The sequence below is a fragment of the Amycolatopsis sacchari genome (assembly GCF_900114035.1).
In the GTDB taxonomy this organism is placed as follows: Bacteria; Actinomycetota; Actinomycetes; order Mycobacteriales; family Pseudonocardiaceae; genus Amycolatopsis_E; species Amycolatopsis_E sacchari.
The window spans coordinates 1-25,599 of the sequence record NZ_FORP01000045.1 but is presented as its reverse complement, the minus strand read 5'-3'; the positions used below and the strand labels follow the sequence as shown (position 1 = coordinate 25,599).

29 protein-coding genes are annotated in these 25,599 nt (G+C 71.2%); 24 read left to right on the top strand and 5 right to left on the bottom strand.

The window, feature by feature from the left end; genetic code table 11:
• Positions 1–227 precede the first annotated feature (227 nt).
• On the bottom strand, positions 228–1,133 hold the full coding sequence (locus tag BMZ92_RS35725; protein WP_091517075.1) for a polysaccharide deacetylase family protein: 906 nt from the start codon (positions 1,131–1,133) through the stop codon (positions 228–230).
• Between the two features lie 55 nt (positions 1,134–1,188).
• On the opposite strand from BMZ92_RS35725, the gene BMZ92_RS35720 reads away from it, so the two are divergent.
• The gene (locus BMZ92_RS35720) at positions 1,189–1,566 is read left to right on the top strand and encodes a MerR family transcriptional regulator (protein WP_091517073.1); all 378 of its coding nucleotides are present in this window, start codon (positions 1,189–1,191) and stop codon (positions 1,564–1,566) included.
• A gap of 10 nt (positions 1,567–1,576) precedes the next feature.
• Here BMZ92_RS35720 and BMZ92_RS35715 read toward each other — a convergent pair whose 3' ends face one another.
• The gene (locus BMZ92_RS35715) at positions 1,577–1,942 is read right to left on the bottom strand and encodes a VOC family protein (protein WP_091517072.1); all 366 of its coding nucleotides are present in this window, start codon (positions 1,940–1,942) and stop codon (positions 1,577–1,579) included.
• A 58-nt stretch (positions 1,943–2,000) separates the two neighbouring features.
• Here BMZ92_RS35715 and BMZ92_RS35710 point away from each other — a divergent pair, with 58 nt between their 5' ends.
• Together BMZ92_RS35710 and BMZ92_RS35705 are read left to right on the top strand one after the other, a co-directional pair.
• On the top strand, positions 2,001–2,444 hold the full coding sequence (locus BMZ92_RS35710; RefSeq protein WP_091517070.1) for a MarR family winged helix-turn-helix transcriptional regulator: 444 nt from the start codon (positions 2,001–2,003) through the stop codon (positions 2,442–2,444).
• 105 nt (positions 2,445–2,549) lie between these two features.
• Positions 2,550–2,777, top strand: coding sequence for a hypothetical protein (locus BMZ92_RS35705; protein ID WP_091517068.1), 228 nt, complete (start codon positions 2,550–2,552; stop codon positions 2,775–2,777).
• A 54-nt stretch (positions 2,778–2,831) separates the two neighbouring features.
• Here BMZ92_RS35705 and BMZ92_RS35700 read toward each other — a convergent pair whose 3' ends face one another.
• Positions 2,832–3,635, bottom strand: coding sequence for a class I SAM-dependent methyltransferase (locus BMZ92_RS35700; RefSeq protein ID WP_091517066.1), 804 nt, complete (start codon positions 3,633–3,635; stop codon positions 2,832–2,834).
• A gap of 41 nt (positions 3,636–3,676) precedes the next feature.
• On the bottom strand, positions 3,677–4,267 hold the full coding sequence (gene mftR, locus BMZ92_RS35695) for a mycofactocin system transcriptional regulator (protein ID WP_091517064.1): 591 nt from the start codon (positions 4,265–4,267) through the stop codon (positions 3,677–3,679).
• An 83-nt stretch (positions 4,268–4,350) separates the two neighbouring features.
• Here mftR and mftA point away from each other — a divergent pair, with 83 nt between their 5' ends.
• The 16 genes from mftA (at position 4,351) to BMZ92_RS35615 (ending at position 21,318) form a co-directional block, all read left to right on the top strand.
• On the top strand, positions 4,351–4,455 hold the full coding sequence (mftA, locus tag BMZ92_RS35690; protein WP_091517061.1) for a mycofactocin precursor MftA: 105 nt from the start codon (positions 4,351–4,353) through the stop codon (positions 4,453–4,455).
• Positions 4,440–4,727 (top strand): mycofactocin biosynthesis chaperone MftB, encoded by a 288-nt coding sequence (gene mftB / locus BMZ92_RS35685; protein WP_091517060.1) that lies wholly within the window; start codon positions 4,440–4,442, stop codon positions 4,725–4,727. Before mftA ends, mftB begins: the two co-directional genes overlap by 16 nt.
• 10 nt (positions 4,728–4,737) lie before the next feature.
• Complete coding sequence (gene mftC, locus BMZ92_RS35680) at positions 4,738–5,904, top strand: mycofactocin radical SAM maturase (protein WP_091517057.1); 1,167 nt, start codon at positions 4,738–4,740, stop codon at positions 5,902–5,904.
• Positions 5,904–7,781, top strand: a complete 1,878-nt coding sequence (locus BMZ92_RS35675; protein WP_177229022.1) for a mycofactocin system FadH/OYE family oxidoreductase 1 — start codon at positions 5,904–5,906, stop codon at positions 7,779–7,781. The genes mftC and BMZ92_RS35675 overlap by 1 nt, the downstream gene beginning before the upstream one ends.
• Positions 7,778–9,721: a mycofactocin system FadH/OYE family oxidoreductase 2 gene (locus tag BMZ92_RS35670; RefSeq protein ID WP_091517053.1), complete on the top strand. Its 1,944-nt coding sequence runs from the start codon at positions 7,778–7,780 to the stop codon at positions 9,719–9,721. Before BMZ92_RS35675 ends, BMZ92_RS35670 begins: the two co-directional genes overlap by 4 nt.
• Entirely contained in the window at positions 9,718–10,617 is a 900-nt protein-coding gene (locus BMZ92_RS35665; protein WP_091517051.1) for a mycofactocin-associated electron transfer flavoprotein alpha subunit, read from the top strand. Before BMZ92_RS35670 ends, BMZ92_RS35665 begins: the two co-directional genes overlap by 4 nt.
• A complete protein-coding gene (locus BMZ92_RS35660) occupies positions 10,614–11,966 on the top strand; it encodes an FAD-dependent oxidoreductase (RefSeq protein ID WP_091517049.1) in 1,353 nt (450 codons plus the stop codon). Before BMZ92_RS35665 ends, BMZ92_RS35660 begins: the two co-directional genes overlap by 4 nt.
• Positions 11,963–12,262, top strand: coding sequence for a ferredoxin family protein (locus tag BMZ92_RS35655; protein ID WP_091517046.1), 300 nt, complete (start codon positions 11,963–11,965; stop codon positions 12,260–12,262). The genes BMZ92_RS35660 and BMZ92_RS35655 overlap by 4 nt, the downstream gene beginning before the upstream one ends.
• A 2-nt stretch (positions 12,263–12,264) precedes the next feature.
• Positions 12,265–13,092: a mycofactocin-associated electron transfer flavoprotein beta subunit gene (locus BMZ92_RS35650; protein WP_177229021.1), complete on the top strand. Its 828-nt coding sequence runs from the start codon at positions 12,265–12,267 to the stop codon at positions 13,090–13,092.
• Positions 13,089–13,871: a mycofactocin-coupled SDR family oxidoreductase gene (locus BMZ92_RS35645; protein WP_091517040.1), complete on the top strand. Its 783-nt coding sequence runs from the start codon at positions 13,089–13,091 to the stop codon at positions 13,869–13,871. Before BMZ92_RS35650 ends, BMZ92_RS35645 begins: the two co-directional genes overlap by 4 nt.
• The gene (gene mftF / locus BMZ92_RS35640; protein WP_091517037.1) at positions 13,868–15,190 is read left to right on the top strand and encodes a mycofactocin biosynthesis glycosyltransferase MftF; all 1,323 of its coding nucleotides are present in this window, start codon (positions 13,868–13,870) and stop codon (positions 15,188–15,190) included. The genes BMZ92_RS35645 and mftF overlap by 4 nt, the downstream gene beginning before the upstream one ends.
• A complete protein-coding gene (mftE, locus tag BMZ92_RS35635) occupies positions 15,187–15,900 on the top strand; it encodes a mycofactocin biosynthesis peptidyl-dipeptidase MftE (protein ID WP_091517036.1) in 714 nt (237 codons plus the stop codon). The genes mftF and mftE overlap by 4 nt, the downstream gene beginning before the upstream one ends.
• A 7-nt stretch (positions 15,901–15,907) precedes the next feature.
• Complete coding sequence (locus BMZ92_RS35630) at positions 15,908–17,023, top strand: NDMA-dependent alcohol dehydrogenase (protein ID WP_091517034.1); 1,116 nt, start codon at positions 15,908–15,910, stop codon at positions 17,021–17,023.
• Between the two features lie 216 nt (positions 17,024–17,239).
• Entirely contained in the window at positions 17,240–19,546 is a 2,307-nt protein-coding gene (locus BMZ92_RS35625; protein WP_091517031.1) for a xanthine dehydrogenase family protein molybdopterin-binding subunit, read from the top strand.
• Positions 19,547–19,557: 11 nt separating this feature from the next.
• On the top strand, positions 19,558–20,034 hold the full coding sequence (locus BMZ92_RS35620; protein WP_091517029.1) for a (2Fe-2S)-binding protein: 477 nt from the start codon (positions 19,558–19,560) through the stop codon (positions 20,032–20,034).
• A gap of 75 nt (positions 20,035–20,109) precedes the next feature.
• Positions 20,110–21,318: a PucR family transcriptional regulator gene (locus BMZ92_RS35615; RefSeq protein WP_091517026.1), complete on the top strand. Its 1,209-nt coding sequence runs from the start codon at positions 20,110–20,112 to the stop codon at positions 21,316–21,318.
• A 4-nt stretch (positions 21,319–21,322) separates the two neighbouring features.
• Here BMZ92_RS35615 and BMZ92_RS35610 read toward each other — a convergent pair whose 3' ends face one another.
• The gene (locus tag BMZ92_RS35610; protein ID WP_091517023.1) at positions 21,323–21,586 is read right to left on the bottom strand and encodes a DUF4235 domain-containing protein; all 264 of its coding nucleotides are present in this window, start codon (positions 21,584–21,586) and stop codon (positions 21,323–21,325) included.
• 129 nt (positions 21,587–21,715) lie between these two features.
• Between BMZ92_RS35610 and BMZ92_RS35605 the strand changes: the two genes are divergently transcribed.
• The 5 genes from BMZ92_RS35605 (at position 21,716) to BMZ92_RS35585 (ending at position 25,315) form a co-directional block, all read left to right on the top strand.
• A complete protein-coding gene (locus BMZ92_RS35605) occupies positions 21,716–22,090 on the top strand; it encodes a cold-shock protein (RefSeq protein ID WP_091517077.1) in 375 nt (124 codons plus the stop codon).
• Positions 22,091–22,157: 67 nt separating this feature from the next.
• The gene (locus BMZ92_RS35600; protein ID WP_091517020.1) at positions 22,158–23,348 is read left to right on the top strand and encodes a zinc-dependent alcohol dehydrogenase; all 1,191 of its coding nucleotides are present in this window, start codon (positions 22,158–22,160) and stop codon (positions 23,346–23,348) included.
• Positions 23,349–23,484: 136 nt separating this feature from the next.
• Positions 23,485–24,159, top strand: coding sequence for a PAS and ANTAR domain-containing protein (locus BMZ92_RS35595; protein WP_091517018.1), 675 nt, complete (start codon positions 23,485–23,487; stop codon positions 24,157–24,159).
• Between the two features lie 48 nt (positions 24,160–24,207).
• Positions 24,208–24,666, top strand: a complete 459-nt coding sequence (locus BMZ92_RS35590; RefSeq protein ID WP_091517016.1) for an SRPBCC family protein — start codon at positions 24,208–24,210, stop codon at positions 24,664–24,666.
• Positions 24,667–24,670: 4 nt separating this feature from the next.
• Positions 24,671–25,315, top strand: coding sequence for a UdgX family uracil-DNA binding protein (locus BMZ92_RS35585; protein ID WP_091517014.1), 645 nt, complete (start codon positions 24,671–24,673; stop codon positions 25,313–25,315).
• The last annotated feature ends 284 nt before the right edge of the window (positions 25,316–25,599 follow it).

The following is a 25,599-nucleotide window of genomic DNA, read 5'->3' as shown; positions in this document are numbered from 1 at the left end:
GCAGCGCCCTTGCCAGTCACCACGCAACCAAACCGGACCATAACCACCAAGCCACAGCCCACCCACACCCTCACACTGAGGCGCCCTTGACGCGGTGAGCCAACCGTTAAACCATCAAGGGGATGGGGCGGGGGTGGGGCCGCCCGAGCAGGCGCGCCAGCGCCGGTGGACCCCGGTACCCGGGCACTCAGGCGAGAGCAGCAAAAGAAAAGAATGCCTCGCCGGTGTCAGGCGACGGGATGATCACCCAGCTCTCGGGGTCGGGTGGGGTGGGTCGGGTGCTGACGCAGGTACTCCTCCGCGATCTCATCGCTGGTCGTCAGCCACGCACCCTCCTGTCCCGCAAGGAACTCGAGTGCCTGGTCGAGGTACTTGTGCCGGAAGGGCTGGCCGATGACGAACGGGTGCAGTGCGAGGGCCATCACCCGGCCGCTGTGTTCGGAATCGGCGTGCAGCTGTTCGTACTGGTCGCGCACCATGCGGACGAACTCCGGACCGCTGCAGCCCTTGCCGAACAGGATCAGGTCGTTGAGCTCCACCGAGTACGGGACGCTGATCATCCCCGGCACGGTCAGCGGATAGGGCTGATCGTCGTTGGTCCAGTCCAGTACGTAGCTCAGGCCGAGTTCGGCGAGCAGTTCCGGGGTGTGGAAGGTCTCCGTCAGGCCCGGTCCCATCCAGCCGCGCGGCCGCTGTCCCGTGGCGGTGGCGATGGTGTCGATCACGTCGGTGAGGAACTGCCGCTCCTCGTCACGCTCCATGCCGGTGTGCAGGATGGAGTTGGTGCGGCCGTGTGCGAGCCAGGCCCAGTTCCGCGCGCGACCGGCCTCGATGATCTGCGGGTAGTGGTGGGCGACCGCGGAGTTCAGCAGCACGCTCGCCCGGATGCCGTGGCGGTCCAGGCTTTCGATCGTGCGCCAGATGCCGACCCTCGCACCGTAGTCCCGCCAGCCGTAGTTCAGCGGATCGGGCACCAGGTTCGCCGAACCCGGCCAGATGCTGGTGGACGGCCGGTCGACGAGGAAGTGTTCGACGTTGAGCCCCACGTAGACCGCGACCCTGGCGCCACCGGGCCAGGTGATCGCGGGCCGCTCGGAGATCGGGCTGTAGGTGAAGAGCTTGTTTTCCGCCATGCCGGCAAGGTAAGAGTTGACATTGGTGTCAGGTTCAAGTGTGCAGGGGGCAGGCATGCGGATCGGGGAGCTCGCGCGGCGGACCGGGGTCAGCGAGCGGTCGCTGCGGTACTACGAGCAGCAGGGGCTCCTCACGCCGGCCCGCACGCCCGGCGGCCAGCGCGACTACCCCGAGCAGGCCGTCGACCGCGTCATCCGGATCCAGGAGCTGTTCGCGGCCGGGCTGCACAGCAGGAAGATCGCCCACCTGCTGCCGTGCATGCGCGACGCGGACGGCGGCCCCGCCGAGATTGCCACCCCGCGACTGGTCGCCGAACTCGCCGCCGAACGCGACCGCATCGACCGGATGATCGCCGAGCTGCGCAACTCCCGCGACGTGCTGGAGGAGGTCATCGACGCGGCGTCGGACCACGCCGCGTCCGCCCGTCGATGACCTCGGGGGCTCACTGCTTGTCGTGCACGGTCACCGCGTAACCGTCGGGGTCCGTGAACGTGAACGTGCGGCCGAACGGGCCGTCGAACGGCGGTGCGACGATCGGGACGCCGGCCTCCGCCAGCTTGTCGTGCAGCGTCTGGGCGTCGTCCGCGTGCAGCCACAGCGCCACACCGAGGCCGGGACGTCCGGCGTCGAGGTCGACGCCGGGAAGCGGTTCCCGCACGGCGAAGGCGACGGGGGTCGTCGCGAACACGACCGCGTGCGGCGGGCTCACCTCGGCGCGGTCCAGCCCGAGCTGCTCCTCGTAGAACGAGGCGGCGCGCTCGAGGTCGCGCACCTGCAGTGCGATGAAGTCGGGTCCGGTGACGGTCATGCGAGACTCCTTCGATGTCAAAGTCCTGACATCGACCACGGTATGTCAGAATCCTGACATGAGTCAAGAGGTGGTCGGTCCCGTCGAGAGCGCCGTCGGGTACGTGCTCAAGCAGGCGGCCGTGTCGCTGCGGGGTGCGATGGACGTGGCGCTGCGCCCGCTGGGGCTGACCGTGCCGCAGTACGCGTGCCTGGAACTGCTGGGCCAGCGCCCCGGCTTGTCCAACGCCGAGCTCGCGCGCGGCGCGTTCGTCACCCGCCAGTCGATGAACGTCGTGCTCCGCGGTCTCGAAGAACGCGGCCTCGTCACCCGGCCTGCCGCCGCCCCGCGCGGCCGGGAGCTGCCGACGGAACTGACGTCGACCGGGCGCGAGCAACTGCACACCGCGAGTGTGGCGGTGCGCCGGGTGGAAAAGCGGATGTGCCGCGGGCTGAATTCCTCGCAGCAGCAGGTGTTGCTGGAAGCGCTCACCTCCTGTGTGCGCAACCTCGCGGAGGACTGAAAACCGCTCGTTCGGGTTGTTGTATTCAGCCGCACTGCGAACGGGTGCGATGCGTTTTAGGTTGGTGGCTCACCAACCCGAAACGACACCGCAAAGGGAGAAATCGTGAACAATTCGCGGAAAATCCGCCGGGGGATCACCGTGCTCGCGCTGGCGGGGGCGGCTACGGCCATTTCCGCCGCACCCGCGCTGGCCGAAACTTCCGCGACGCACCAGGACGTTGCGCAGGCGCGGACGGCCCAGCTGGGCGGGCTTGGTGGTGGCAACCTGCTGAACGGGCTGCTCGGTGGCCTCCTCGGCGGCAAGAGCGGGCCGCTCGGCGGAATTCTCTAATCGACAATTCGTCCGGTTCGGTCGCGGTCCGGTGAGGATTCGCGACCGAACCGGTCAAGTCCACGCGTCGATCACGTGGGAGAGCCGCGCGCCGGGGTCATCCTGGCCCGCTCGTGTCAATTCCGCGGCCGGGAAACCCGACTCCCGCAAAGCCTGCGCGGCTTCCGATTCGTCGGCGAAATGCAGGTGCACGCGACCGCGGACGACGGCCGAGAGCACGCCGGCGCCGATGCGTTCCACAATGGACCGCGGTTGCAGCACGAGATCCGCGAAGTAGGCGCCCTCGGGGAACCGCCGGAGCACTTCGGCGAAACGGCGCCACATGCCCGTCACCGCGTCGCGGTCGAAGTAGTTCAGCAGGCCTTCGGTGATGATCGCGGTACCGACCGACGGGTCGAGCGTGTCCGCCAGCGCGTGGATGCTGTGCGGACCGTCGTCGGCGAGCGCGTCGATCGTCTCGACGCGCGGGAGCGGGCCGTCGAGCCGCTCCAGTAGTTTTCTCTTGCGGGCGGCCATTCCCGGCAGGTCGGCCTCCACATAGGTCACCGGGTACCGCTGCTTGAACCGCCAGCCCCGCGCCGAGAGCCCGGCCGCGATCTCGACCACCTGCCCGACCTCACCGCGGTCGATCGCGCCGGCCAGCAGCACGTCGAGCATCCGGTGCCGCGCGACGAGCAGCCCTTCGAACGTCGGCCGCCCCAGCAGCCTGCTCACCCGCATCGCGGGTTCGAGCGCGTGGAACAGCACCCGCCCCTCGGGGGTCGCCAGCTCCGCCGGCGCCAGCCCGTGCCGCACCCACACGTACCCGGTGTAATGGCCGGTCGGGCTGATGGCCTGGGAACCACGCGGGAGCAGCACACCCGAGATCGTAGAGACCGAGCCCGCTCCGCGCGACGCGGTCAGCCGACGGCGGCGCTCAGCTCGCGCATCCCGGCGGTCAGCAGCTCGGGCAGCTCCGCGTCCGGGCTGCGCAGCCACTGCTCGTACGCGGCCAGCGCGACGCCGAGGGTCGCGTACGCGATCGCCTGGGGGGCGAGGGAGTCCGCGGGCACGCCGAGGCGGTCGGCGACGAACTCCGCGATCACCTGCCGCCAGTCGGCGTACCGCAGCGTCGAGTGCGCCTGCAGCGCGGGCGTGGTGAGGATCAGCTCCATCCGGCGCCGGTGCCACGGCGCCTCCTCCGGATCGATCCGGTTGAACTCGACAAGCGCCTCGCGGATCGCGTCGCCCAGCGGGACCTCGGGCGGGTAGCCGGCCAGCCGCTTGCGCAGCCGCTCCAGCTCGCTGTCGAAGTCGCCCCACGCGATGTCGTTCTTCGACGGGAAGTACCGGAAGAACGTGCGCCTGCCGATACCGGCGGCCTGCGCGATGTCGTCGACCGTCGTGCGCTCGAAACCCTGCCGGGCGAACAGTTCGAACGCCGCGTGCTCGACCTCCGCGCGCGACGTGATCGGGCGCCTGCCCGCCCGCGAACCCGGTTGCTCGGTCATCGCCTCTTCCATTCGGCACTGGGTGCCATTATTGTCTGTGACGCGGGCCGCACCGTGGCGGCCGCTGGCGAAGGGAGCATCCCATGTCCGAGACCCAGCAGGTCCCCCAGACGCGCGACGAGGCTCTGGTGGAGGAGGAGCTGCTCGTCGAGGAGGTCTCCATCGACGGTATGTGCGGGGTGTACTGACCGTCGTGTTCGAGCCCGAACAGCCCTACCGGTGCTCACCGCGCATCGCGCTCCGGCCCGAGCCCTTCGGAGCGCTCGCGTACGACTTCGGCACCCGCAGGCTGTCGTTCCTGAAGACGAAGTTGCTGGTCGAGGTGGTGCGCACGCTGGAGGAGCAGCCGGACGTGCACACCACCCTCGACGCGGCCGGGGTCCCGCCGGACCAGCGGCCGTCCTACCTCAAGGCGCTCGAAGGGCTGGAGCGCACCGGAACCATCGAGCGACGGATTTGAAAGGCGTGCGATGAAGCTCGTCGAGCACTTCAAGGAAGGCCTGAACTCCCCGATCTGCCTGACGTGGGAACTGACCTACGCGTGCAACCTCTCCTGCGTGCACTGCCTGTCCTCCTCGGGCAGGCGCGACCCGCGTGAGCTGAGCACGGCGGAGTGCAAGGCCGTGATCGACGAGCTGCAGCGCATGCAGGTCTTCTACGTCAACATCGGCGGCGGGGAGCCGACCGTCCGCCCCGACTTCTGGGAGCTGGTCTCCTACGCGGTGGCGCACCAGGTGGGGGTCAAGTTCTCCACCAACGGCGTCAAGCTCACCCCGGAGCGCGCGCGGTGGCTCGCCTCGACCGACTACGTGGACGTGCAGATCTCGCTCGACGGGGCGACCGCGGACGTCAACGACGCCGTCCGCGGGCCCGGTTCGTACGACACCGCGATCCGCGCCATGACGAACCTGCGGGACGCCGGGTTCCGCGACTTCAAGCTCAGCGTCGTGATGACGCGGCAGAACGTCGGCCAGCTCGACGCGTTCGCCGAGATCGCCGACACCTACGGGGCGCAGCTGCGCATCACCCGCCTGCGGCCGTCCGGACGCGGCGCGGACGTGTGGGACGAGCTGCACCCGACCGCCGAGCAGCAGCTCCAGCTGTACGACTGGCTCGTCGCGCGCGGCGAGAAGGTGCTGACCGGCGACTCGTTCTTCCACCTCAACGCGCTCGGCTCGGACCCGCTGCCCGGGCTCAACCTGTGTGGCGCCGGCCGGGTCGTGTGCCTGATCGACCCCGTCGGCGACGTCTACGCGTGCCCGTTCGCGATCCACCGCGAGTTCCTGGCGGGCAACGTCCGCGACGAGGGCGGGTTCGGCCGCGTGTGGCGCGAGTCGGAGCTGTTCACCCGCCTGCGCGGGCCGCAGACCGGCGGCGCGTGCACGTCCTGCTCCGCCTACGACTCCTGCCAGGGCGGCTGCATGGCGGCGAAGTTCTTCACCGGCCTGCCGCTCGACGGCCCCGACCCGGAATGCGTGCAGGGCCACGGTGCCCGCGCGCTGGCGACCGTCGGCGCGGCACCACGGTCCGATGTGGACCATTCGCACCGGAAGAGCCGCAAGGTGCCGGTGAGCATCGGCTTCGGTCCGCCCCGGCCGGACCGCGCGTGTGACACCAGCCCGCTCGCCGGGCTGTGATGGCCGCACTGACCGCCCCCGTCGAGATCGCGGGGAGGACCGCGCCCAGCCGCGTGCTTTTCGGGCCGCACGAGACGAACCTCGCGCGCGGCCGGGTGCTGTCCGAACGCCACGTCGCCTACTACGCGGCGCGTGCCGCGGGCGGCGCGGGGATGATCGTCACCGAGACGGCGAGCGTCCACGACTCCGACTGGCCGTACGAACGGGCGCCGCTCGCCGTGTTGTGCGGTCCTGGGTGGGTGTCCGTCGTCGAGGCCTGCCGTCCACACGGGACACTCGTCGTCGCGGGACTCGGGCATGCGGGTTCGCAGGGGTCGTCGGCGTACGGGCAGTCGGCGTTGTGGGCGCCGTCGCGGGTGCCTGATGTGGCGAGTCGTGAACTGCCGATGGAGATGGAAGACACCGAGATCCGGGCGCTCGTCGAGGGTTTCCGTGAGTCGGCGGCACTCGCCGCGGAGTCCGGAGTGGACGGTGTCGAGCTGGACGCGGGGCAGTACTCGGTGCTGCGGCAGTTCTCCTCCGCGCTGACGAACCAGCGCGGCGATGAGTACGGCACGGACAAGTCGCGGCTGTTGCGGGAAGTCCTCGGCGTGGTGCGGGAGGCTGTCGGCGACCGCATCATCGGGCTGCGGCTGTCGTGTGACGAGCTGGCGCCCTGGGCCGGGCTCACACCCGAGCAGGCGGCGGTGCTCGCCGCGGACCTCGCCGCCTCGGTCGACTACCTCGTGCCCGTGCGGGGTTCGGCGATGAGCGCTTCCGCCACCAGGCCTGACTTGCACACCGAGCCGGGCTTCAACGTCGAGCTGTGCCGCCGGATCACCGAAGCCGTCGAGGGGCGCACGCTGACGGTGTTGCAGGGCAGCGTGGTCGATCCCGGGCAGGCCCAGCAGGCGCTCGACGACGGCGTCGCGGCGCTGGTGGAGATGACGCGGGCGCAGGTCGCTGACCCCTCGCTGGTCGAGAAGGTGCGGGCGGGCGCGGCGCCCCGGCCGTGCGTGCTGTCCAACCAGAAGTGCCGCGTGCGGGACAACCGCAACCCCGTCGTTTCGTGCATCGGCGAGCCCCGCAGCGGGCACGAGACCGAGGACCCGCTGCCGACGGGGGCCGATGCGCCGAGGGACGTGCTCGTGATCGGCGGCGGTCCGGCCGGGCTGGAGGCGGCGCGCGTGCTGGCGATGCGCGGGCACCGCGTGGAGCTGCGCGAACGGTCCGACCACCTGGGCGGGATGCTGCGGGTCGCGGCGCGGGTCGGCGGCCGCTCCCGGCTGGCGCGCCTCGCCGACTGGCTGGAGTCCGAGGTGAGCCGCCTCGGCGTGCGGGTGATCACCGGCGTGGAGGTCACCGACGTGCCGGAGGGCGCGATCGTCGCGACGGGATCCGTGCCGGGGCCCCGGAACTACGCGGTGCACGGGCGTGTCGTCGACGTCGTCGACTTCCTCAACGGCGCCGAGTTGCCGCCGGGACCGGTCGTGGTCGCCGATCCCGTGGGGGACTTCGTCGGCGTGGGCATGGCGGAACTGCTGGCCGCGCAGGGCAGGCCGACCACGATCGTGAGCCAGGACCAGGTGATCGGGACGCAGCTCGCGTTGACCGGCGACCTCGCCGACGCCAACACGCGCCTGCAGCAGGCCGGGGTCACGCTCGCCAAGCGGTCGCTGCTGCGTGAGGTGCGGCCCGATCACGTGGTGCTCGAAGACGTGTTCACCGCCGAGCGCCGGGAGCTGCCCGCGGCGGTGGTCGTCCACTGTGGACACCGGCTGCCGGACACGTTGCCCGGCGCGCTCAGGGCGGGGGACTGCGTCGCGCCCCGCACGGTGCACGAGGCGATCCTCGAAGGCCGTCGCGCGGCGTTGTCGGTGAACGAGGTGCTGGTATGAGGTACCTGTTCTCCCCGCTGCGGCTCGGCCCGCTCGTGGTGCGCAACCGGATCGTGTTCTCCGCGCACCTGACGAACTACGCACAGGACGGCCTGCCGACCGAGCAGCACGCCGAGTACTACGCGGCGCGTGCCGCCGGCGGCGCGGGGCTGATCATCACCGAGGAGCACTCCACCCACCGCACCGACTGGCCGTACGAGAAGCTGATCCACGGCTTCTCCCGCGACGTGATCCCGGGCTACCGGCGCATCACCGAGGCCGTGCACGCCCACGGCACGCCGATCCTCGCGCAGCTCAACCACAACGGCGGGCAGGCTTCGTCGATGTACTCGCGGCTGCCGGTGTGGGCTCCCTCGCCGGTGCCGGACCCGATGTTCCGCGAGGTGCCCAAGGCCATCGACACGCGGGAGATCGCCGAGGTCGTCGCGGGATACGGCACCGTCGCGGGGCACTGCGCCGAGGGCGGGTTCGACGGCGTGGAACTCCAGTGCTCGCACTCGTCGATCGTGCGCGGGTTCCTGTCCCCGGCGACGAACAAGCGCACCGACGCCTACGGGGGCTCGCTGGAAAACCGCGCCCGCATCCTGCTGGAGATCATCGATGCCGTGCGGGAGGCGATCGGGCTGGGGCGCGCGCTGGGCGTGCGGTTGTGCGGGGACGAGCTGATCGAGGGCGGTACGACGATCGACGAAGCCGTCGAAGTCGCGAAGCTCGTGGAGGCGACCGGCAAGGTCGACTACATCAACACCTCGATCGGCGTGGCGACCTCGACGTTGTTCATGATCGAGGCGTCGATGGCCATCCCGCCGGGGTACGCGTTGTTCATCTCCAACGCCATCCGCGAGGCGGTGCGGCTGCCGGTCGTCGGCGTCGGCCGGATCAAGGACCCGGTGCAGGCGGAACGGGCACTCGAGGAGGGGCACTGCGACCTCGTCGGCGTGGTGCGCGGGCAGATCGCCGACCCGGACTTCGCGGCGAAGGCCCGCTCGGGGCACGCGCCCGAGATCCGCACTTGCCTGTCGTGCAACCAGGAGTGCGTCGGCAGGATGGGGCTCAACCGCTGGCTGGGCTGCATCGAGAACCCGCGTACTGGCAAGGAAAGCGTGCCGCTGCCGACTCCGGGGCCGCGCCCGAAGCGGGTGCTCGTCGTCGGCGGTGGACCGGGCGGGTTGCAGGCGGCGTCGACGGCGGCGCAGCGCGGGCACCACGTGACGTTGTTCGAGCGCGCCGAGAGCACGGGCGGTCAGGTCGCGCTCGCCGCGAGCATCCCGAGCCGCGCCGAATTCCTCGACGTGGTGCGGAATCTGCTGTCCGAGTGCCAGCGTTACGGCGTGGACGTCAAGACCGGCGCCGAAGCCACCGCCGAGCTGCTGCGGTCAGAGTCCCCGGATGCTGTCGTGCTCGCGACCGGTGCGAAACCCCAGGCGCCTCACTGGGCGGGTGGGCTCGACCGGGTGGTGGACGTGCGGGACGTGCTCGAAGGCCGTGCCGCGCCCGAGGGCGAGGTCGTGGTGCTCGACGACCTCGGCTTCCACCAGGCCACGTCCGTCGCGGAACTGCTCGCCGACCGCGGGTGCTCGGTGCGGCTGTCCACGTCCGGCATGGTCGTCGGCCAGGACCTCGGCGTGACGCTGGACATGGAGACGTTCAACGTGCGTGCCCACGCGAAAGGCATCACACAGCACACCGACGAGGTGGTGCTGGCAGCGTCCGAAAAGGACGGTCGGGTCGTGTTGCAGGTGCTCACCCACACCACCGGCGTCACCGCGGAGCTGGCGTGTGACTGGGTGGTGTGCGCGACGCACCAGGCCCCCGAGGACGACCTGTGGCACCAGCTGAAGGGCGCGCCGTTCCCCGTCCACCGCGTGGGGGACTGCCTCACCCCACGCCGGGCACACGCCGCCGTCGTCGAGGGGCATCGCGTGGGGGTGGCGTTGTGAACCGCGTGCTGGCCGTCCTCGTGGTGCGTGATGGGGTGTTGCCGCTGGGCGCGGACGAGACCATCGCCGAGGCCGGTGGCGCGGCGTTGCTCGTCGGCACCGGGGCCGACAAGGCCGCGACCGAGCTGCCGTCCCTGTCCGCGGGCTGGCTCGCCGACAACGGCACCTTCGCCCCCGGCCGCTGGGCCCGCCAGCTCGCGGCCGTGCTGCGCGACACCGAGCGCGTGCTCCTGCCCGCCTCCGCCGACGGGCGGGACCTCGCGCCCCGCCTCGCCGCCGAACTCCGGCGCCCGCTGCTGGCCGGGGCCATCCGGGTGAACGAGACGGGCGCGGAAGTGGCGCGCTGGGGTGGCCGCGTGTGCGTGGACCTGGTGGCAGACGGCCCGTTCGTCGCCACGTTGCAACCCGGGGTGCGCGGTCCGGCTCCGGCGGAAGCACAGACGCTGACCGGGATCTCACTTCCGGAGGCCGATGCTCGGGACGTGACGGTCGTCGAAGTGCTCGACCCCGAACCGGGCACGGTGGACCTGGCCGAAGCGCCGCGGATCTTCGGTGCCGGGGCGGGCCTCGGCGGCCCGGAGGCCGTGGAGCTGCTGGGCGAGGTGGCCGCCGCGCTCGGCGCCTCACTCGGCGCGACCCGCGTCGTCACCGACGCCGGGTGGACCGGTTACCAGCGTCAGATCGGCACCACCGGTGTCGTGGTGCACCCCGAGCTGTACGTCGCGTTCGGGATCTCCGGCGCGGCACAGCACCTCGGCGGGCTCGGCAGCCCCGGGCACGTCGTGAGCGTCAACACCGATCCGTCCTGCCCCATGACGGCGATGGCGGACCTGGGCATCGTCGCCGACGCGCCCGCCGTGCTCGCCGAACTGGCCCGGCTGCTGGAGGTGCGATGACCTACGCCGGACCGGATTCGCGGTCCACCGTCGTCGGCGAATCGACGAGGACCTTCGACGTCGTCGTGGTCGGTGCCGGGCCCGCGGGCTCGGCCGCCGCGCTGGAGGTGGCGCGGGTCGGGCACTCCGTCGCGCTCGTCGAGCGGGGACCGTTCCCCGGCTCGAAGAACGTCTACGGCGGGGTGGTCTACGGCCGCATCCTCGACGAGCTGGTGCCGCGGTGGTGGGAACGGATGCCCGTGCAGCGCTGGGTGACCCGGCGCTCGACGATGGTGATGACGCCGACGCAGGCGCTCACTCTCGACTTCCGCACCCAGGACTGGGGCAAGCCGCCGTACAACGGGGCGACCGCCCACCGCGCGGACCTCGACTCGTGGCTCGCCGAGCTGGCCGTCGAGGCGGGGGCCGTGCTGATCCCCTCCACCGTGGCCACCGGCCTGCTGCGCGACACCTCCGGTGCCGTCGTCGGGGTGCGCACCGACCGGCCGGACGGCGACCTCACGGCGGGTGTGGTGATCGCGTGCGACGGGGTGAACTCGTTCCTCGCCAAGGAAGCCGGGATGTACCCGGTGGGCGGGGAGTCCGCGCACCTGACGCTCGGCGTCAAACAGACGCTCGCACTGCCGCGGCAGACGATCGAGGAGCGGTTCGGGGTCACCGGACGCGACGGCGTGGACATCGAAATCCTGGGCTGCACAAGGGGAATCCCCGGCGGGGGCTTCCTGTACACGAACCTCGACTCGGTCAGCATCGGCGTCGTGCTGGGGCTCGAAGGCGTGCGGGACGGCGGGACGCGGCCGGAGGAGCTGGTCGCGGACCTCAAGCGGCATCCCGCGATCGCGCCGCTGATCAAGGGCGGGGAGCAGATCGAGTACTCCGCGCACCTGATCCCCGAGGGTGGCTACCACGCGATGCCCGAGCTGGTCGGCGACGGGATGCTGGTCGCCGGGGACGCCGCCGCGATGTGCCTCGCCGCCGGGATCTGGCTGGAGGGCGTGAACTTCGCGCTCGGCGCCGGGATGTACGCCGGGCGCGCGGCCGCCGCCGCGCTGGCCGCCGGCGACGTGTCGCGGCGGGGGCTGTCCGGCTACCGGAAGCTGCTGGAGGACTCGTTCGTGCTCGCCGACCACCGCCGGCTGCGGCAGCTCCCCGGCCTCGTGCTGTCGGACCGGGTGCAGCGCAACTACCCGGGTTTCGTGTGCGACCTGGTGCAGGGCCTGTTCCAGGTCGACAACCCGCTGCCGAAACCGGGGCTGCGCAAGCTCCTGCTGCGCAGTGCGAAGGACAACGGCGTGCGCCTGCGCGAGCTCGCGCGGGACGCGTGGACCGGGATGCGGGGGCTGCGATGACCGACCGGCGGTACGCGGAACCCGCGTTCGCGGACGTGCTGTCCACTGTGGAGTTCCGCGTCGGCGAACGCCCGCACATCGTGGTGGACACCGACGTCTGCCGTTCGTGCACCACCAAGGCGTGCGTGCACGCGTGCCCCGCCGACCTGTTCGTGCCCACGAGCGACGGCGGGATCCTGTTCAACTACGAGCAGTGCTTCGAATGCGGGACCTGCTACCAGATCTGCGACGGCGAGGGCGCGATCAGCTGGAGCTACCCCGACGGGGGCGCCGGCGTCGTGTTCCGGAAGGGGTAGCGATGCTCGTCGTGGCCGCGTTGCGCTGGAGCGACCAGCGCGCGACCGTGGACCCGCTCACCGGCGAGGTCCGCACCGACCCGCGCACCAGCGGGGCGAGTGCCGCCGACCGGGTGGCGCTGGAGCACGCGCTGCGGATCGCGGAGGCGTTCGACGGGCGGTGCCTAGCCGTCACCGTCGGACCGCGCGAGGCGGACGAGGTGCTGCGCGAGGCGCTCGCGGTGGGCGCGCACGAGGTGATCCGCGTCGAGGCCCTGGCCGAGACGATCACCGAGGACGGCAGCGAGACCGCACGGCTGCTGCTCGACGGGCTGCCGGACCGGCCGGACGTCGTCGTGTGCGGGGACCACTCGGCCGACCGCGGCACCGGCAGCACCCCGGCGTTCCTGGCGCAGCGGCTCGGTGCGTGCCAGGCACTCGGCCTGGTCGAGCTGACGGTGGCGGGGGAGGAGCTGCGGGGCGTGCGCCGGCTCGACGGCGGGCGCCGTGAGCGGCTCGTGTTCGGCCCACCCGCGGTGTGCTCGGTCGAACCGGCCGACCTCGGTCTCCGCAGGGCGTCGCTGCCCGCCACGATCGCCGCCCGGCGCGCGGAAATCCCGGTCGCGCGTCCTGGTTCGCTGCGGTACCTGCGGGCGGGCGGGACCAGGGCGTACTCGCCGCGTCCCCGCGCGTTGCCGGTACCGCGGGAGGCCGCGCCGCACCAGCGGCTGCTCGCGCTCACCGGGGCGCTCGTCGAGCGCACCCCGCCCCAGCTGGTCCGGCCCGCGACACCGGAGGAAGCGGCGCGCGAACTGCTGGACTACCTGCGTCGGCACGGGTACGCGGAATGACGAGGGTGGCGGTGGTGACCGGAGCGGCGCGCGGCATCGGCGCCGCGGTCGTCGGCCGCCTCGCGCGGGACGGGTGGCGGGTCGTCGCCGTGGACCTGGGCGCGGACCTGCCGGGGCTCGCCTACTCCCCGGCGGGCCGCGAGGAACTGATCGCGCTCGCCCGCCGCTGGCCGGGGCAGGTCCTCGACGTGTTCGCGGACGTCCGTGACCCGCGGGCGGTCGCCGAAGCGGTCGCACTCGCCGAGCAGGAGTTCGGCGGGGTGGACGCCGCCGTCGCGGCCGCCGCGGTGATGGCGGGCGGGAAACCGTTGTGGGACACCACGAACGCGGAGTGGGACGCGTTGTTCGACGTCGGCGTGCGCGGCGTGTTCAACCTCGCGCGTACGGCCGTGCCCGCGATGCTGCGGCGGCCCGAGCCGCGCTCCGGCCGGTTCGTCGCGCTCGCGTCCGCCGCCGCGCACCGCGGGTTGTGGCACCTCGCGGGGTACAACGCCGCGAAGCACGCCGTGGTGGGGCTGATCCGCGGACTGGCCCATGACCTGCGGGGCAGCGGGATCACCGCCACGGCCGTCTCACCCGGCTCGACCCGCACGGCGATGCTCGACGCCACGGCCGACCTCTACGGGCTGGCCGACGTCGAGGAGTTCGCACAGCACCAGCTCGTGGAGCGGCTGCTGGACCCGGACGAGGTGGCCGCCGCCGTGTGCTGGCTGTGCGGCGAGCAGTCCTCGGCGATCACGGGCACCGTCGTGCACGCGGACGGGGGGTTCACGGCATGAAGCTGGAGCTGCGCCTCGACCCCGGCACGAAACTGCTCGGCCGCGCCATCCTCGGCGGCGCGCCCCTGCGCGTGCTGCGGTTGTCGGAGGCAGGGGCGCGGCTCGTGCGGGAGTGGCGCGACGGGGCGCTCGTCGCCGAGAGCCCGCAGCACCGGAAGCTCGCGGACCGGCTCATCGACGCCGGGATGGCGCACCCGGTGTACGGGGAGGCCCACCTCACGCGCGCCGACGTCACGGTCGTCGTGCCCGCCCGCGACCCGGAAACGCTGCCGGAAGCGGACGTCGTGGTCGACGACGGCTCGCGAGTGCCCATTTCCGGTGCGGCACAACGACATCCGGTCGCCCGTGGTCCCGCTGCGGCGCGCAACACCGGGCTGGCCCACGTCACCACGGAACTCACCGCGTTCCTCGACGCCGACACCACGGCACCACCGGACTGGCTCGACCCGCTGCTGCCGCATTTCGAGGACCCGGCGGTGGTCGCCGTCGCGCCCCGGATCCGCAGCACCCCGGGCAGTTCCGTCCTGGCGCGGTACGAAACCGCCCGTTCGTCACTCGACCTCGGCGACGGGCCTGCGCCGGTCCGCCAGGGTGGCCGCGTGACCTACGTGCCCACGGCGGCGCTGGTCGTCCGGACGGCGGCGTTGCGTGAGCTGGGCGGATTCGACGAGCGGCTGCGGTTCGGTGAGGACGTCGACCTGGTCTGGCGCCTCGTCGCCCGGGGCGGGCGCGTGCGCTACGAACCCGCCGCCGAGGTGCTGCACGTGCCGCGGAAGACGTGGCGCGCGTGGGCGCGGCAGCGGTTCGACTACGGCACGTCGGCGGCCCCGCTCGCCCGGCGGCACGGGCACCAGGCGATCGCGCCGCTGCGGATCTCCGGCTGGACCGCGCTCGCGTGGGGACTCGTGGCCGCCCGGCGTCCCGCGCTCGGCGTGGCGGTCGCACTGGGCACGGCCGCGTTGCTGCCTCGGAAACTCCGCCCGCTCGGGGTGCCCGCGCGGGAATCGCTGACCATCGCCCTGCGCGGTCATCTCAGGGCGGGCAGGTACCTCGCCGACGTGCTGACGCGGACCTGGGGGCCGGTGGCGGTGCCGCTGTTGCTCGCCACGCGGCGAGGACGGGCCTTGCTCGCGCTGGCGCTCGCCCGGCACCTCGCGGAGTGGCGGGAGGCGCGGCCCGATCTCGATCCGGCGCGGTGGCTGCTCGCCCGCACCGCAGACGACCTGTGTTACGGCGCCGGGGTTTGGCGAAGTTGCCTGCGAGAACGAAACTTCCTGCCGCTGGTGCCTGACTTCTCCAACTGGCCGGGCAAGAAATGAAGGACGTCACCTGGCCCGAGCTCCGGCCGAAGTTGCTCGCCGTGCCGATCGGCGCGACCGAGCAGCACGGCCCGCACCTGCCCTTCACGGTTGACACGGAGATCGCCGTCGCGTTGTGCGAAGAACTCGCGCGGCGGCGGGACGACGTCGTGGTCGCACCCGCGCTGCCGTATGGATCCAGCGGTGAGCACGCGGGTTTCCCCGGCACGCTGTCCATCGGGCAGGACGCGACCGAGCGGGTGCTGGTGGAACTCGGGCGCTCCGCCGACGCGTTCTCGGCGGTCGTTCTCGTGTGCGCGCACGGTGGCAACGTGGAACCGTTGCGCCGCGCGGTGAACACGCTGCGGTACGAGGGACGTGCCGTGGGCGCCTGGTGTCCCACCGGTCCGTCCGGCGATTCCCATGCGGGGCGCACGGAAACGTCGGTGATGCTGGCGCTGCGACCGTCGGCCGTCCGGCTGGACCGGCTGGACCGGCTGGAAACCGGTGTCACCGAACCACTTCCGGCTCTGCTGGATCGATTGCGGGAGGGAGGTGTGCGTGCGGTCAGCCCCAGCGGGGTGCTCGGCGATCCGCGGGGTGCGAGTGCGGAAGAGGGCCGGGAAACCTTGCTCCGGTGGGTGGAAAGTCTACTTAAGTCTGTCGAGACGCTTGTCTCGGATGTCATGATGAAGCCGTCCGAGTCCGCGACCGGCATCACAAAGAGGTGAGAGCGTCGTGAAGACGAAAGCCGCTGTCCTGCACGATCCGCACAAGCCCTTCGAAATCGAGGAACTCGACCTCGACGGCCCCCGCGAAGGCGAGGTGCTCATCAAATACACCGCCGCGGGGCTCTGCCACTCCGACCTGCACCTCATCGACAACGACCTCGTGCCCCGGTTCCCGATCATCGGCGGGCACGAGGGCGCCGGGATCATCGAGGACGTCGGCCCCGGCGTCACGAAGGTCAAACCGGGTGACCACGTCGTCTGCAGCTTCATCCCCAACTGCGGCACGTGCCGCTACTGCGCCACCGGCCGGTCGAACCTGTGCGACATGGGGGCGACGATCCTCGAGGGCCACCTGCCCGACGGCAGCTTCCGCTTCCACCGCGGCGGTACCGACTACGGCGCGATGTGCATGCTGGGCACGTTCTCCGAGCGCGCCACGATCTCCCAGCACTCGGTCGTCAAGGTCGACGACTGGCTGCCGCTGGAGACCGCGGTCCTGGTCGGCTGCGGCGTGCCGACGGGCTGGGGCACGGCGAACTACGCCGGTGGCGTGCGTGCGGGCGACACCGTGGTCGTCTACGGCGTCGGCGGTATCGGCATCAACGCGGTGCAGGGCGCCGCGCACGCCGGCGCGCTGAACGTCGTGGTGGTCGACCCGGTGGAGTTCAAGCGCGAGTCGGCGCTCAAACTCGGCGCGACGCACGCCTTCGCCACCGCCGAGGAGGCGATGACGAAGGTCGCCGAGCTGACGTGGGGCCAGATGGCCGACCAGGCGCTGATCACCGTCGGCACCGTGGACGAGGACGTGGTGACCGCCGCGTTCAACACCGTCGGCAAGGGCGGCACGGTGGTCATCACGGGCCTGGCGAACCCGGAGAAGCTCACCGTGCACGTGTCGGGCGGCGTGCTGACGCTGTTCGAGAAGACGATCAAGGGCACGCTGTTCGGCTCGGCCAACCCGCAGTACGACATCGTCCGCCTGCTGCGCCTGTACCAGGCGGGCGCCATCAAGCTCGACGAGCTGGTCACCAGGCGTTACACGCTGGAGCAGGTCAACGAGGGCTACCAGGACCTCCGCGACGGCAAGAACATCCGCGGCGTACTGCTGCACGACGCGAACTGACCGCCGCAGAAGGGCCCGGCGCACGCGCGCGCCGGGCCCTTTCTGCGCCGTCCGGGCGTACGTCGTACGACATTCGGCTGTGTCCGCGTCACAGTTCTGGCGAGTTCCGCTGTCACCTCGTCACAGAAATCCGCACGGACGGCTACGGATCGTTGACCCGCCGGGCAAGCGCTTTCTATCGTGACCGCGGTCACTGTCAGTGCTGAGAGGACTTCGATGGCAGATCAACGCCGATCGCCGCTGCCCGGGCTGGAACGCCGCCGCTTCCTCGGGTACCTGCTGGCCGCCCCGACCCTCGCGGTGGCCGCCCGGCTCGGGGTGGACACCCTCGCCCCGGCGCGGGCCGGCGCCGCCGTCCCGTCCCCGCCCGAACCCGCCGACCTGCTCGACCTCGGCGACGCCCTGACCCTCGCGGCCGCACCCACGTCCGGCCTCATCGCGCTGCAGGTCAACCGCGACGACACGGTGTCCTTCGCGCTGCCGCGGGCCGAGGTGGGGCAGGGCATCACGACCACCATCGCGATGCTCATCGCCGAGGAGCTGGACCTGCCGCTGGACAAGGTGCACGTCACGCTCGCCGACGCCCGCCCGGAGCTGGTGTTCAACCAGCTCACCGGCGGCTCCAACTCGGTACGCTCGATGTACACGCCCGTCCGCACGGTCTCCGCGATCGCCCGCGCCCGGCTGCTCGCCACCGCCGCCGCGCAGTGGGGTGTCGCGCCGTCGAGCCTCACCGTCCACAATGGAGCCATCACCTCCAGTGCGGGGCAGACCGCCACCTACGGTTCGCTCGCCGAAGCCGCCGCGAGCAGCCGCCTGGAGGAGGTCACCGCCCAGCCCAAGGCGACGTCGCAGTTCAAGCTCGTCGGCACCCCACAGAACCGCATCGACGCCAGGGACGCCGTCACCGGCCGCAAGCGCTTCACGATGGACCTCCAGGTGCCGGACGCGCTGCCCGCGATGGTGTGCCGTCCGCCGACGATCGGCGGCACCGTCGCCTCGGTGGCCAACCTCGCCGAGGTCAAGGCCATGCCCGGCATCACCGACGTCGCGGTCATCTCCACCGGCGTGGCGGTGCGCGGGCGCACCATCACGCACTGCATGGACGCCGTGCGGGCGCTGAAGGTGAACTGGAACCCCGGCCCGGTCGCCGCGGAGTCCGACGCGAGCGTGCTGAAGAAGCTGCGGGCGGCGACGCTGCCGATGGTCGTCCCGCCCGTCCTGACCGGTTCGATCGACGCCGAGTTCACGTTCGCCTTCGCCAGCAACAGCGCGCTGGAGACCAACTGCGCCATCGCCGACGTCCGCGCCGACCGGGCCGAGATCTGGGCCGCGCTCAAGTCGCCGATCGTCACGCAGGAGCAGGTCGCGACGTCGCTCGGGTTGCCGGTGACGGCGGTGAAGGTGCACGTGGTGCAGGGCGGCGGATCCTTCGGCCGCAAGCTGTTCGGCGACGCCGCGCTGGAGGCCGCCGAGTTCTCGAAGAAGATCGGCAAGCCGGTCAAGCTCATGTGGCACCGCACCGACGACTTCCGGCACGGCCGCGCGCACCCGATGTCGCTCTCGCGGATCCGCGTGAACTACGCGCTGGGCAACGTCGTCAGCTACGAGCAGCGGCACACGAGCGTCACCACCGACTTCGGGCACGGGCTCGGCGAGCTGCTCACGGCCGTCGCCGCCAAGCTGCCGGTCGGCGACGTCGGGTTCTCGCAGACGGTGTTCGAGCTGTCCCAGTCCATGCCCTACAACTTCGGCGCCACCACGCAGCTGCTCAACGAGGTGCCGCTGAAGTTCCACACCGGCAGCATGCGCAACGTCTACTCGCCGAACGTGGTGTGCGCGCGGGAGCTGATCGTCGACCAGCTCGCCGCGAAGATGGGCAAGGACCCGCTGGAGTTCCGCAGGTCCTTCTTCAAGGACGACCGGTACCGCGCCGCGCTGGACAAGGTCGCCGAAGTCGGGCGGTGGGGCCGGAAGATGCCCGCGGGCATGGCGCAGGGCATCGGCTTCCACGCCGAGTACAAGAGCTGCAGCGCCGTGCTCGTCGAGATCGACTGCCGTCCCGAAACCGTCAACCGCAAGGTGCGCGAGGGCGTGACCGGCCCCCGGATCACCAAGGCGGTCATGGCCGTGGACGCCGGGCTGCCGATCAACCCACGCGGGCTGGAGGCCCAGATGATGGGCTGCATCAACGACGGCATCGCGCTGGCGCTGACCGAAAGCCTGCACATCCAGGACGGCCTGCCGCTGGAAGGCAGCTGGGACAACTTCTTCTACACCCGCCAGTGGAACACCCCGCCGGAGGTGGAGATCATCGTCATGCCGGCGACCGGGGAACCCGGCGGCGCTGGCGAACTCGGCGTCGCCAGCTCGCTGGCCGCGGTCGCGTGCGCCTACGGCAGGGCCGTCGGCAGGATGCCCACCAGCTTCCCCATCAACCACGGCACGCTGAGCTTCGAACCGCTGCCCCGCGTCCCGTCCATCCCGGACTCACCCGTCGACGGCCTGTCCTACGCGCACTGAAGGAAGAAACCTTGTCCCGACACACTTTCGTCCTGAACGGCAAGCAGGTCACCGTCGACACCGAGGACAACGTGCGCCTGCTGTGGGTGCTGCGCGACCTGCTCGGCGTGACCGGCCCGAAGTACGGCTGCGGGCTCAACGTCTGCAAGGCGTGCACGAGCCACATCAACGGCAAGGCCTTCAACCCGTGTTCCGTGCCGGTCTCGGACATCCAGCCCACCGACGAGATCACCACGATCGAAGGGCTGGAGGACGAGCGGACCGGTGCGCTGCACCCGATGCAGGAGGCCTGGCTGGAGCACGACGTCGCCCAGTGCGGGTACTGCCAGCCCGGCCAGATCATGACCGCGATCGCCAAGGTGCGGGAGGCCAAGGCGGCGGGCAGGGAGCTGACCGACGCCGACTTCGACGGCATCCGCAACATCTGCCGCTGCGGCACGTACACCCGCATCCGGGAGGCGATCAAGACCGCGGAGGCGCGGATGTAGCCACTGCCCCGCTTTCGGGTTAGATTCCTTCCGGCGGAGGCACTCGACGGGGAGTGCCGGAAGTGAGGACGACCCATGCGGTACACGGGTGCCGAACCGGCCGTGGCGCGGCTGGCCGCCGCGGCGCGGGCCAGGTTGCCGGAGCTGACGCGGGACACGTTCGCCCGGATCGTCGCCGAGATGCCGGTCTACGGGCAGGCCCGTTTCGTGTCGCACGAGGACCTCCGCGCGTCCTGCGCGGCGAACCTGGAGTTCCTGTTGCGGGCGCTGGGGGAGCCGGGCACGCCCGACCTGAGCCAGGCCGCTGCGACCGGCAGGGAACGCGCCCACCAGGGTGCGCCGCTGCCGGAGCTGCTGCGGGCGTTCCGGATCGGGTTCACCGAGGTGTGGCAACGGTTCGTGGACGTCGCTGTGTCCGAAGAGGACACCGCGGGGCTGGCGGCCGCGACCCGTGCGCTGTGGGCGTTGATCGACGAGTACACCGAAACCCTCACCGAGGCGTACCGCGAAACGCTCGCCGAGATCACCCGCACCCGGCACGAGCGCCGGCTCGCGCTGGTGGAAGCGTTGTTCACCGGCGGCACGGCGACCGACGGCACGCTCTGGGACATCGCCAGGATGCTCGACCTGTCCCTCGACGGCACCTACGTCGTGGTCGCCGCAGAAACGCCGGGGCTGGGCGAGGAACCGTTGCCCGGTATCGAAAACCTCCTCCGGGAGCGGTGCTATGCGTCGGCCTGGCGGCTCACGCCGGACCTGCAGGTCGGGGTGGTGTCACTGCGCGCCGCGGACGGGGTGGAGAAGGTCCTGGTGCTGCTGGAGGAGATGGCGACCGGGCGGGTCGGCGTGAGCCCCGTGTTCACCGGGCTGGGGAACACCGCACGGGCGCTGCACCTGGCCCGCGTGGCGCTGCAGAGCCTCGTGCCGGGGACCACGGGGACCGTGCAGTTCACTGAATCGCCGCTGGCGGGCCTCGTCGCGAGCGACCCGGAGGCCTCCGCCCAGCTCGCGCACCAGGTCCTGCGGCCGGTGCTGCGGTTGCCGGCGGAGGAACGCACCGTCCTGCTGACGACGTTGCGTGCGTGGTTCGACTGCCGGGGCTCGACGAAGTCGACCGCCGAGCGCGTGTACTGCCACCCGAACACCGTGCGGCACCGGCTCAAGCGGATCACGGACGAACTCGGCCGTTCGCTGACCGACCCGGCGGACGTGGCGGAGCTGGGCACGGCGCTGCGGGCGCTGACCATGTTCCCCGACGCCGCCCACCTGCCGCCGGTGCCGTGAGCCGTCAGTCCTTCTCCAGCTTTTCGCCGGTCGCCTTTTCGAACGCCTGGGCGCCGCCGCGGTCCACGGCCGCCTTCACGAGCCCGAAGATCGCGCCCTGGATCGCGGCCGCGAGCAGCACCTCCTGGATCTTGCGGTCGGTGGCGGTGGCCTTCGGCGCCTCGTCGTCGCCCGAGATCGCCTTCCACGCCTGCTTGAACACCGCGCCGGCGAGCACGCCCCCGAGCGCGCTGATCAGGATGTTGAGCGGTTTGTAGAGCAGTTTCATACCGTCGGGCTTACCCGGACGGGCGGTGCTTCACACCGCCGTTGTGCCGGTGGAGGCGGAGGCGGTACCTTGGCGCGACATCCTCTTGGGGCGGTTCTCGGCCCTGGAATTTCCGAGGCGGGGTTTGTGGTGGTCACGGGTAAGGTCGTCCGGTTCGACGAGATTCGCGGGTACGGTTTCGTGGCGCCGGAAGGCGGCGGCGAGGACGTGTTCGTGCACGTCAACGACCTCGACGTGGACAAGCGGCTGATCGCGCCCGGCGCGGTCGTCGAGTTCACTGTGGAGGATGGCGAGCGCGGGCCGAAGGCGTCGAACGTGCGGATCGTGCGCGGCAGTTCCCGCGCCGCTCTCGACGAGGACTACCTGCCGCCGGGGCTGGACTTCCGGGAGGAGCTCACCGAGGCCCTGCTGTCCGGCGTGCCGACGCTCACCGCCGAGCAGGTGCTGCGGGTGCGCAAGACGGTGCTCGACCTCGTCCACGAGCACGGCTGGCTGGACGAGTAGGTTTGCCGCCCCCGCCCTCGGCTAACCGGAGCCAGGAACGGTTCCGGACAGGCGGAAGGGGCGGGGCATGAAGGCGGTCGCGTGGCACGGGAAGCGGGACGTCCGGGTGGACACGGTGCCCGACCCGAAGCTGGAGGAACCGACTGACGCGATCGTCCGCATCACCTCCACGGGCATCTGCGGCTCCGACCTCCACCTGTACGAGGTGCTCGGGCCGTTCCTGGAGGAGGGCGACATCCTCGGGCACGAGCCGATGGGCGTCGTCGAGGAGGTGGGCAGCGAGGTCACCGGCCTCAAGCCGGGCGACCGCGTCGTGGTGCCGTTCAACATCTCCTGCGGGCACTGCTGGATGTGCACCCAGGGCCTGCAGTCGCAGTGCGAGACGACGCAGGTCACCGAGCACGGCAAGGGCGGTGCCCTCTTCGGCTACACCAAGCTCTACGGGCAGGTCCCCGGCGGGCAGGCCGAGTACCTGCGTGTGCCGCAGGCGCAGTACGGCCCGATCAAGGTGCCGGACGGCCCGCCGGACGAGCGGTTCGTCTACCTCTCCGACGTCGTGCCGACCGCGTGGCAGGCGGTGGAGTACGCGGCGGTGCCCGTCGGCGGCAGCGTCGTCGTGTTCGGGCTGGGCCCGATCGGGCAGATGTGCTGCCGCATCGCCGGGCACCGCGGCGCCGGCCGGGTGATCGGCGTCGACCTGGTGCCCGAACGGCTGACGCTGGCCGCCCGCTACGGCGTCACCACCCTCGACCTGCGCGACCACGACGACCTCGCCGGGGCGGTGCGGGAGCTGACCGGGGGCCGCGGGGCCGATTCGGTGATCGACGCGGTCGGCATGGAGGCGCACGGGGCGCCGGTCGGCAGGCTCGCCCACCAGATGGTGAACCTCCTGCCGAAGCCGCTCGCGGCGAAGGTCACCGAGACGGCGGGCCTTGACCGGTTGAGCGTGTTGTACGAGGCCATCCGCACGGTCCGGCGCGGCGGCACCATCTCACTCAGCGGGGTGTACGGCGGGATGGTGGACCCGATCCCGATGATGGAGCTGTTCGACAAGCAGGTCCAGCTGCGGATGGGCCAGGCGAACGTGCGCCGCTGGATCGACGACGTGCTTCCGCTCGTCCAGGACGGCGCGGACCCGCTGGGCGTGACGGACCTCGCGACCCACCGGTTGCCCCTGGACGACGCGCCCGAGGCGTACCGCATGTTCCAGGAGAAGCGCGACGGGGTGATCAAGGTGCTGCTCAGGCCTTCGGCCTGACCGACGCGGCGGTAGCGGTTTTCCGGCGAACGGGGCGCAGCGCCTGAGGATCTCCCGGCTATGATCTGGCTTCCTGGGATTGTCCAGCAGCGTGGCACCCGTGTAACCGAAAGCTCGTGCACAGGAGCCGCACCGCATGTCCACCAAGCCGGATCCGCTGTTCGCGCTGCCCGCGGGCCAGAGCGCCGACCAGGTCGGGATGTACCACTGGGACATCCGCACCGGCCAGTGGTCCTGGTCCTCGGAGATCTACCTCATGTACGGCTACCAGCCCGGTTCGGTGACCCCGGACCTGGCACTGGTCACCAAGCACGGCCACCCGAAGGACCGGCCGGCGCTCGCCGAGGTGTTCGAGCAGGCGCGGCGGACCGGCCAGCCGTTCAGCTGCCAGCAGCGCATCGCCGCCGCGGACGAGAGCACGCGGGCGGTGGTCGTGGTGGGTGACGTCGACACCGAGGACGACGCGCCCTCGGCCGTGCACGGGTACTACGTGGACCTCACCAGCGCCCGGCTGCGGGAGGCCGAGCAGCTGTCGGAGCTGGCCGGCGAGGCGGCCGGGCTGCAGCGGGCGATGGCTTCGCGGGCCACCATCGAGCAGGCCAAGGGCATGATCATGCTCGCCTACCGCTGTGACTCGGGGGCGGCGTTCGACCTGCTGATCGGGACGTCGCAGCGCGCGAACGTGAAGCTGCGGGAGCTGGCCGACCGGCTGGTGGCCGCCGTGCAGTCCCCCGACGAGCCGCCGGAGCGCGCCCGGGAGTACCTGGAGGCCGTGCTGACCAGGCTGACCAGACCCGGCGAGGACGTGTAGCCCTGCCTGTCTGAGGTACCCGGATCGGGACCGCAGAAGGGAGCACACATGAGCACGATCACCGAAACCGTTGACGTCGAGGTTCCGGTCACGACTGCGTACAACCAGTGGACGCAGTTCGAGTCCTTCCCGGAGTTCATGGAAGGCGTCGAGCGGATCAGCCAGCTCGACGACACGCACCTGCACTGGGTGACGAAGGTCGGTGGTCAGACGCGTGAGTTCGACGCCACGATCACCGAGCAGCACCCGGACGAGCGGGTCGCGTGGAAGTCCGACAGCGGGCCCACGCACGCCGGTGTCGTCACGTTCCACCGCCTCAACGACGCGACGACGCGCGTGACCGCGCAGATGGACGTGGACCCCGAGGGTTTCGTCGAGAACGTGGCCGACAAGCTGGGCGTGCTGAACCACCGCGTGAAGGGCGACCTGCGGCGGTTCAAGGAGTTCATCGAGCACCGCGGCGGGGAGACCGGCGCCTGGCGTGGTGACGTCGAGCGGCCGAGCTGACGCCATGGCGGCCACGAAGACGAAGCGGGACGCCTCCGAGTTCGTGCCCGGCAGCCTCGAGTTGCCGCGGTTGCGGGAGGCGTCCCGCGGGTGCCGGGGCTGCGACCTCTACCAGGACGCCACGCAGACCGTCTTCGGCGAGGGGCCGCCGGAGGCCGATGTGCTGATACTGGGGGAGCAGCCGGGAGACCGCGAGGACCGCGAAGGCGAACCGTTCGTCGGACCGGCGGGCAAACTGCTGGACCGCGCACTCGTCGAAGCGGGGATCGATCGTGAGCGCGTGTACGTGACGAACGCGGTGAAACACTTCAAGTTCACCCGTTCCGAGCGCGGCAAGCAGCGGATCCACAAGAAGCCGTCCCGGGGCGAGATCGTCGCGTGCCGCCCCTGGCTGGTGGCAGAACTGAAGGCGGTGCGGCCCCGGCTGGTGATCCTGCTGGGCGCCACGGCCGCGTCTTCGCTGATGGGCCCGTCCTTCAAGGTCACCGAGCACCGGGGCACGTTGATCGAGGCCCCGGAGGAGTTCGAAGGCACGCCGGAGCAGGTACTGCCGGCGGTGCACCCATCGTCGGTGCTGCGAGCGCCGGACAGAGATGCGGCGTATGAAGCGTTGGTGGCGGATCTGAAGGCAGCGCCGCGGGCGTTGTGAAACAACGGCCCAGCACAAGAGTTGGGTGATCATCCCGTCGCCTGAAACCGGTCGATCACTTTGAGGAGCAGCCGCAACCTTCCTGCTCGCTGGCGGTTGCTATGCCAGGCTTGCGGCTGGTCCTCAAAGTGATATGCACAAACCGCAGGCGACGGGATGATCACTCAACTCGACCACCCACCTCAGGTGTGGGGTGCCTCGGAGATTCCGGACAGGGACCCAATCGGGTTATCCTGTAAGGAATCGAAGGGATCAAAACGGTGGCGCGACCGAGGAAGTATTCG

What these genes read in the sequence shown, in the direction of transcription:
- BMZ92_RS35725 (WP_091517075.1), bottom strand. Translation starts at nt 1,133, where the DNA reads ATGGCGGAAAACAAGCTCTTCACCTACAGCCCGATCTCCGAGCGGCCC.
- BMZ92_RS35720 (WP_091517073.1), top strand. Translation starts at nt 1,189, where the DNA reads ATGCGGATCGGGGAGCTCGCGCGGCGGACCGGGGTCAGCGAGCGGTCG.
- BMZ92_RS35715 (WP_091517072.1), bottom strand. Translation starts at nt 1,942, where the DNA reads ATGACCGTCACCGGACCCGACTTCATCGCACTGCAGGTGCGCGACCTC.
- BMZ92_RS35710 (WP_091517070.1), top strand. Translation starts at nt 2,001, where the DNA reads ATGAGTCAAGAGGTGGTCGGTCCCGTCGAGAGCGCCGTCGGGTACGTG.
- mftR (WP_091517064.1), bottom strand. Translation starts at nt 4,267, where the DNA reads ATGACCGAGCAACCGGGTTCGCGGGCGGGCAGGCGCCCGATCACGTCG.
- mftA (WP_091517061.1), top strand. Translation starts at nt 4,351, where the DNA reads ATGTCCGAGACCCAGCAGGTCCCCCAGACGCGCGACGAGGCTCTGGTG.
- mftC (WP_091517057.1), top strand. Translation starts at nt 4,738, where the DNA reads ATGAAGCTCGTCGAGCACTTCAAGGAAGGCCTGAACTCCCCGATCTGC.
- BMZ92_RS35675 (WP_177229022.1), top strand. Translation starts at nt 5,904, where the DNA reads ATGGCCGCACTGACCGCCCCCGTCGAGATCGCGGGGAGGACCGCGCCC.
- BMZ92_RS35670 (WP_091517053.1), top strand. Translation starts at nt 7,778, where the DNA reads ATGAGGTACCTGTTCTCCCCGCTGCGGCTCGGCCCGCTCGTGGTGCGC.
- BMZ92_RS35660 (WP_091517049.1), top strand. Translation starts at nt 10,614, where the DNA reads ATGACCTACGCCGGACCGGATTCGCGGTCCACCGTCGTCGGCGAATCG.
- BMZ92_RS35655 (WP_091517046.1), top strand. Translation starts at nt 11,963, where the DNA reads ATGACCGACCGGCGGTACGCGGAACCCGCGTTCGCGGACGTGCTGTCC.
- BMZ92_RS35650 (WP_177229021.1), top strand. Translation starts at nt 12,265, where the DNA reads ATGCTCGTCGTGGCCGCGTTGCGCTGGAGCGACCAGCGCGCGACCGTG.
- BMZ92_RS35645 (WP_091517040.1), top strand. Translation starts at nt 13,089, where the DNA reads ATGACGAGGGTGGCGGTGGTGACCGGAGCGGCGCGCGGCATCGGCGCC.
- mftF (WP_091517037.1), top strand. Translation starts at nt 13,868, where the DNA reads ATGAAGCTGGAGCTGCGCCTCGACCCCGGCACGAAACTGCTCGGCCGC.
- mftE (WP_091517036.1), top strand. Translation starts at nt 15,187, where the DNA reads ATGAAGGACGTCACCTGGCCCGAGCTCCGGCCGAAGTTGCTCGCCGTG.
- BMZ92_RS35625 (WP_091517031.1), top strand. Translation starts at nt 17,240, where the DNA reads ATGGCAGATCAACGCCGATCGCCGCTGCCCGGGCTGGAACGCCGCCGC.
- BMZ92_RS35615 (WP_091517026.1), top strand. Translation starts at nt 20,110, where the DNA reads ATGCGGTACACGGGTGCCGAACCGGCCGTGGCGCGGCTGGCCGCCGCG.
- BMZ92_RS35610 (WP_091517023.1), bottom strand. Translation starts at nt 21,586, where the DNA reads ATGAAACTGCTCTACAAACCGCTCAACATCCTGATCAGCGCGCTCGGG.
- BMZ92_RS35600 (WP_091517020.1), top strand. Translation starts at nt 22,158, where the DNA reads ATGAAGGCGGTCGCGTGGCACGGGAAGCGGGACGTCCGGGTGGACACG.
- BMZ92_RS35595 (WP_091517018.1), top strand. Translation starts at nt 23,485, where the DNA reads ATGTCCACCAAGCCGGATCCGCTGTTCGCGCTGCCCGCGGGCCAGAGC.
- BMZ92_RS35590 (WP_091517016.1), top strand. Translation starts at nt 24,208, where the DNA reads ATGAGCACGATCACCGAAACCGTTGACGTCGAGGTTCCGGTCACGACT.
- BMZ92_RS35585 (WP_091517014.1), top strand. Translation starts at nt 24,671, where the DNA reads ATGGCGGCCACGAAGACGAAGCGGGACGCCTCCGAGTTCGTGCCCGGC.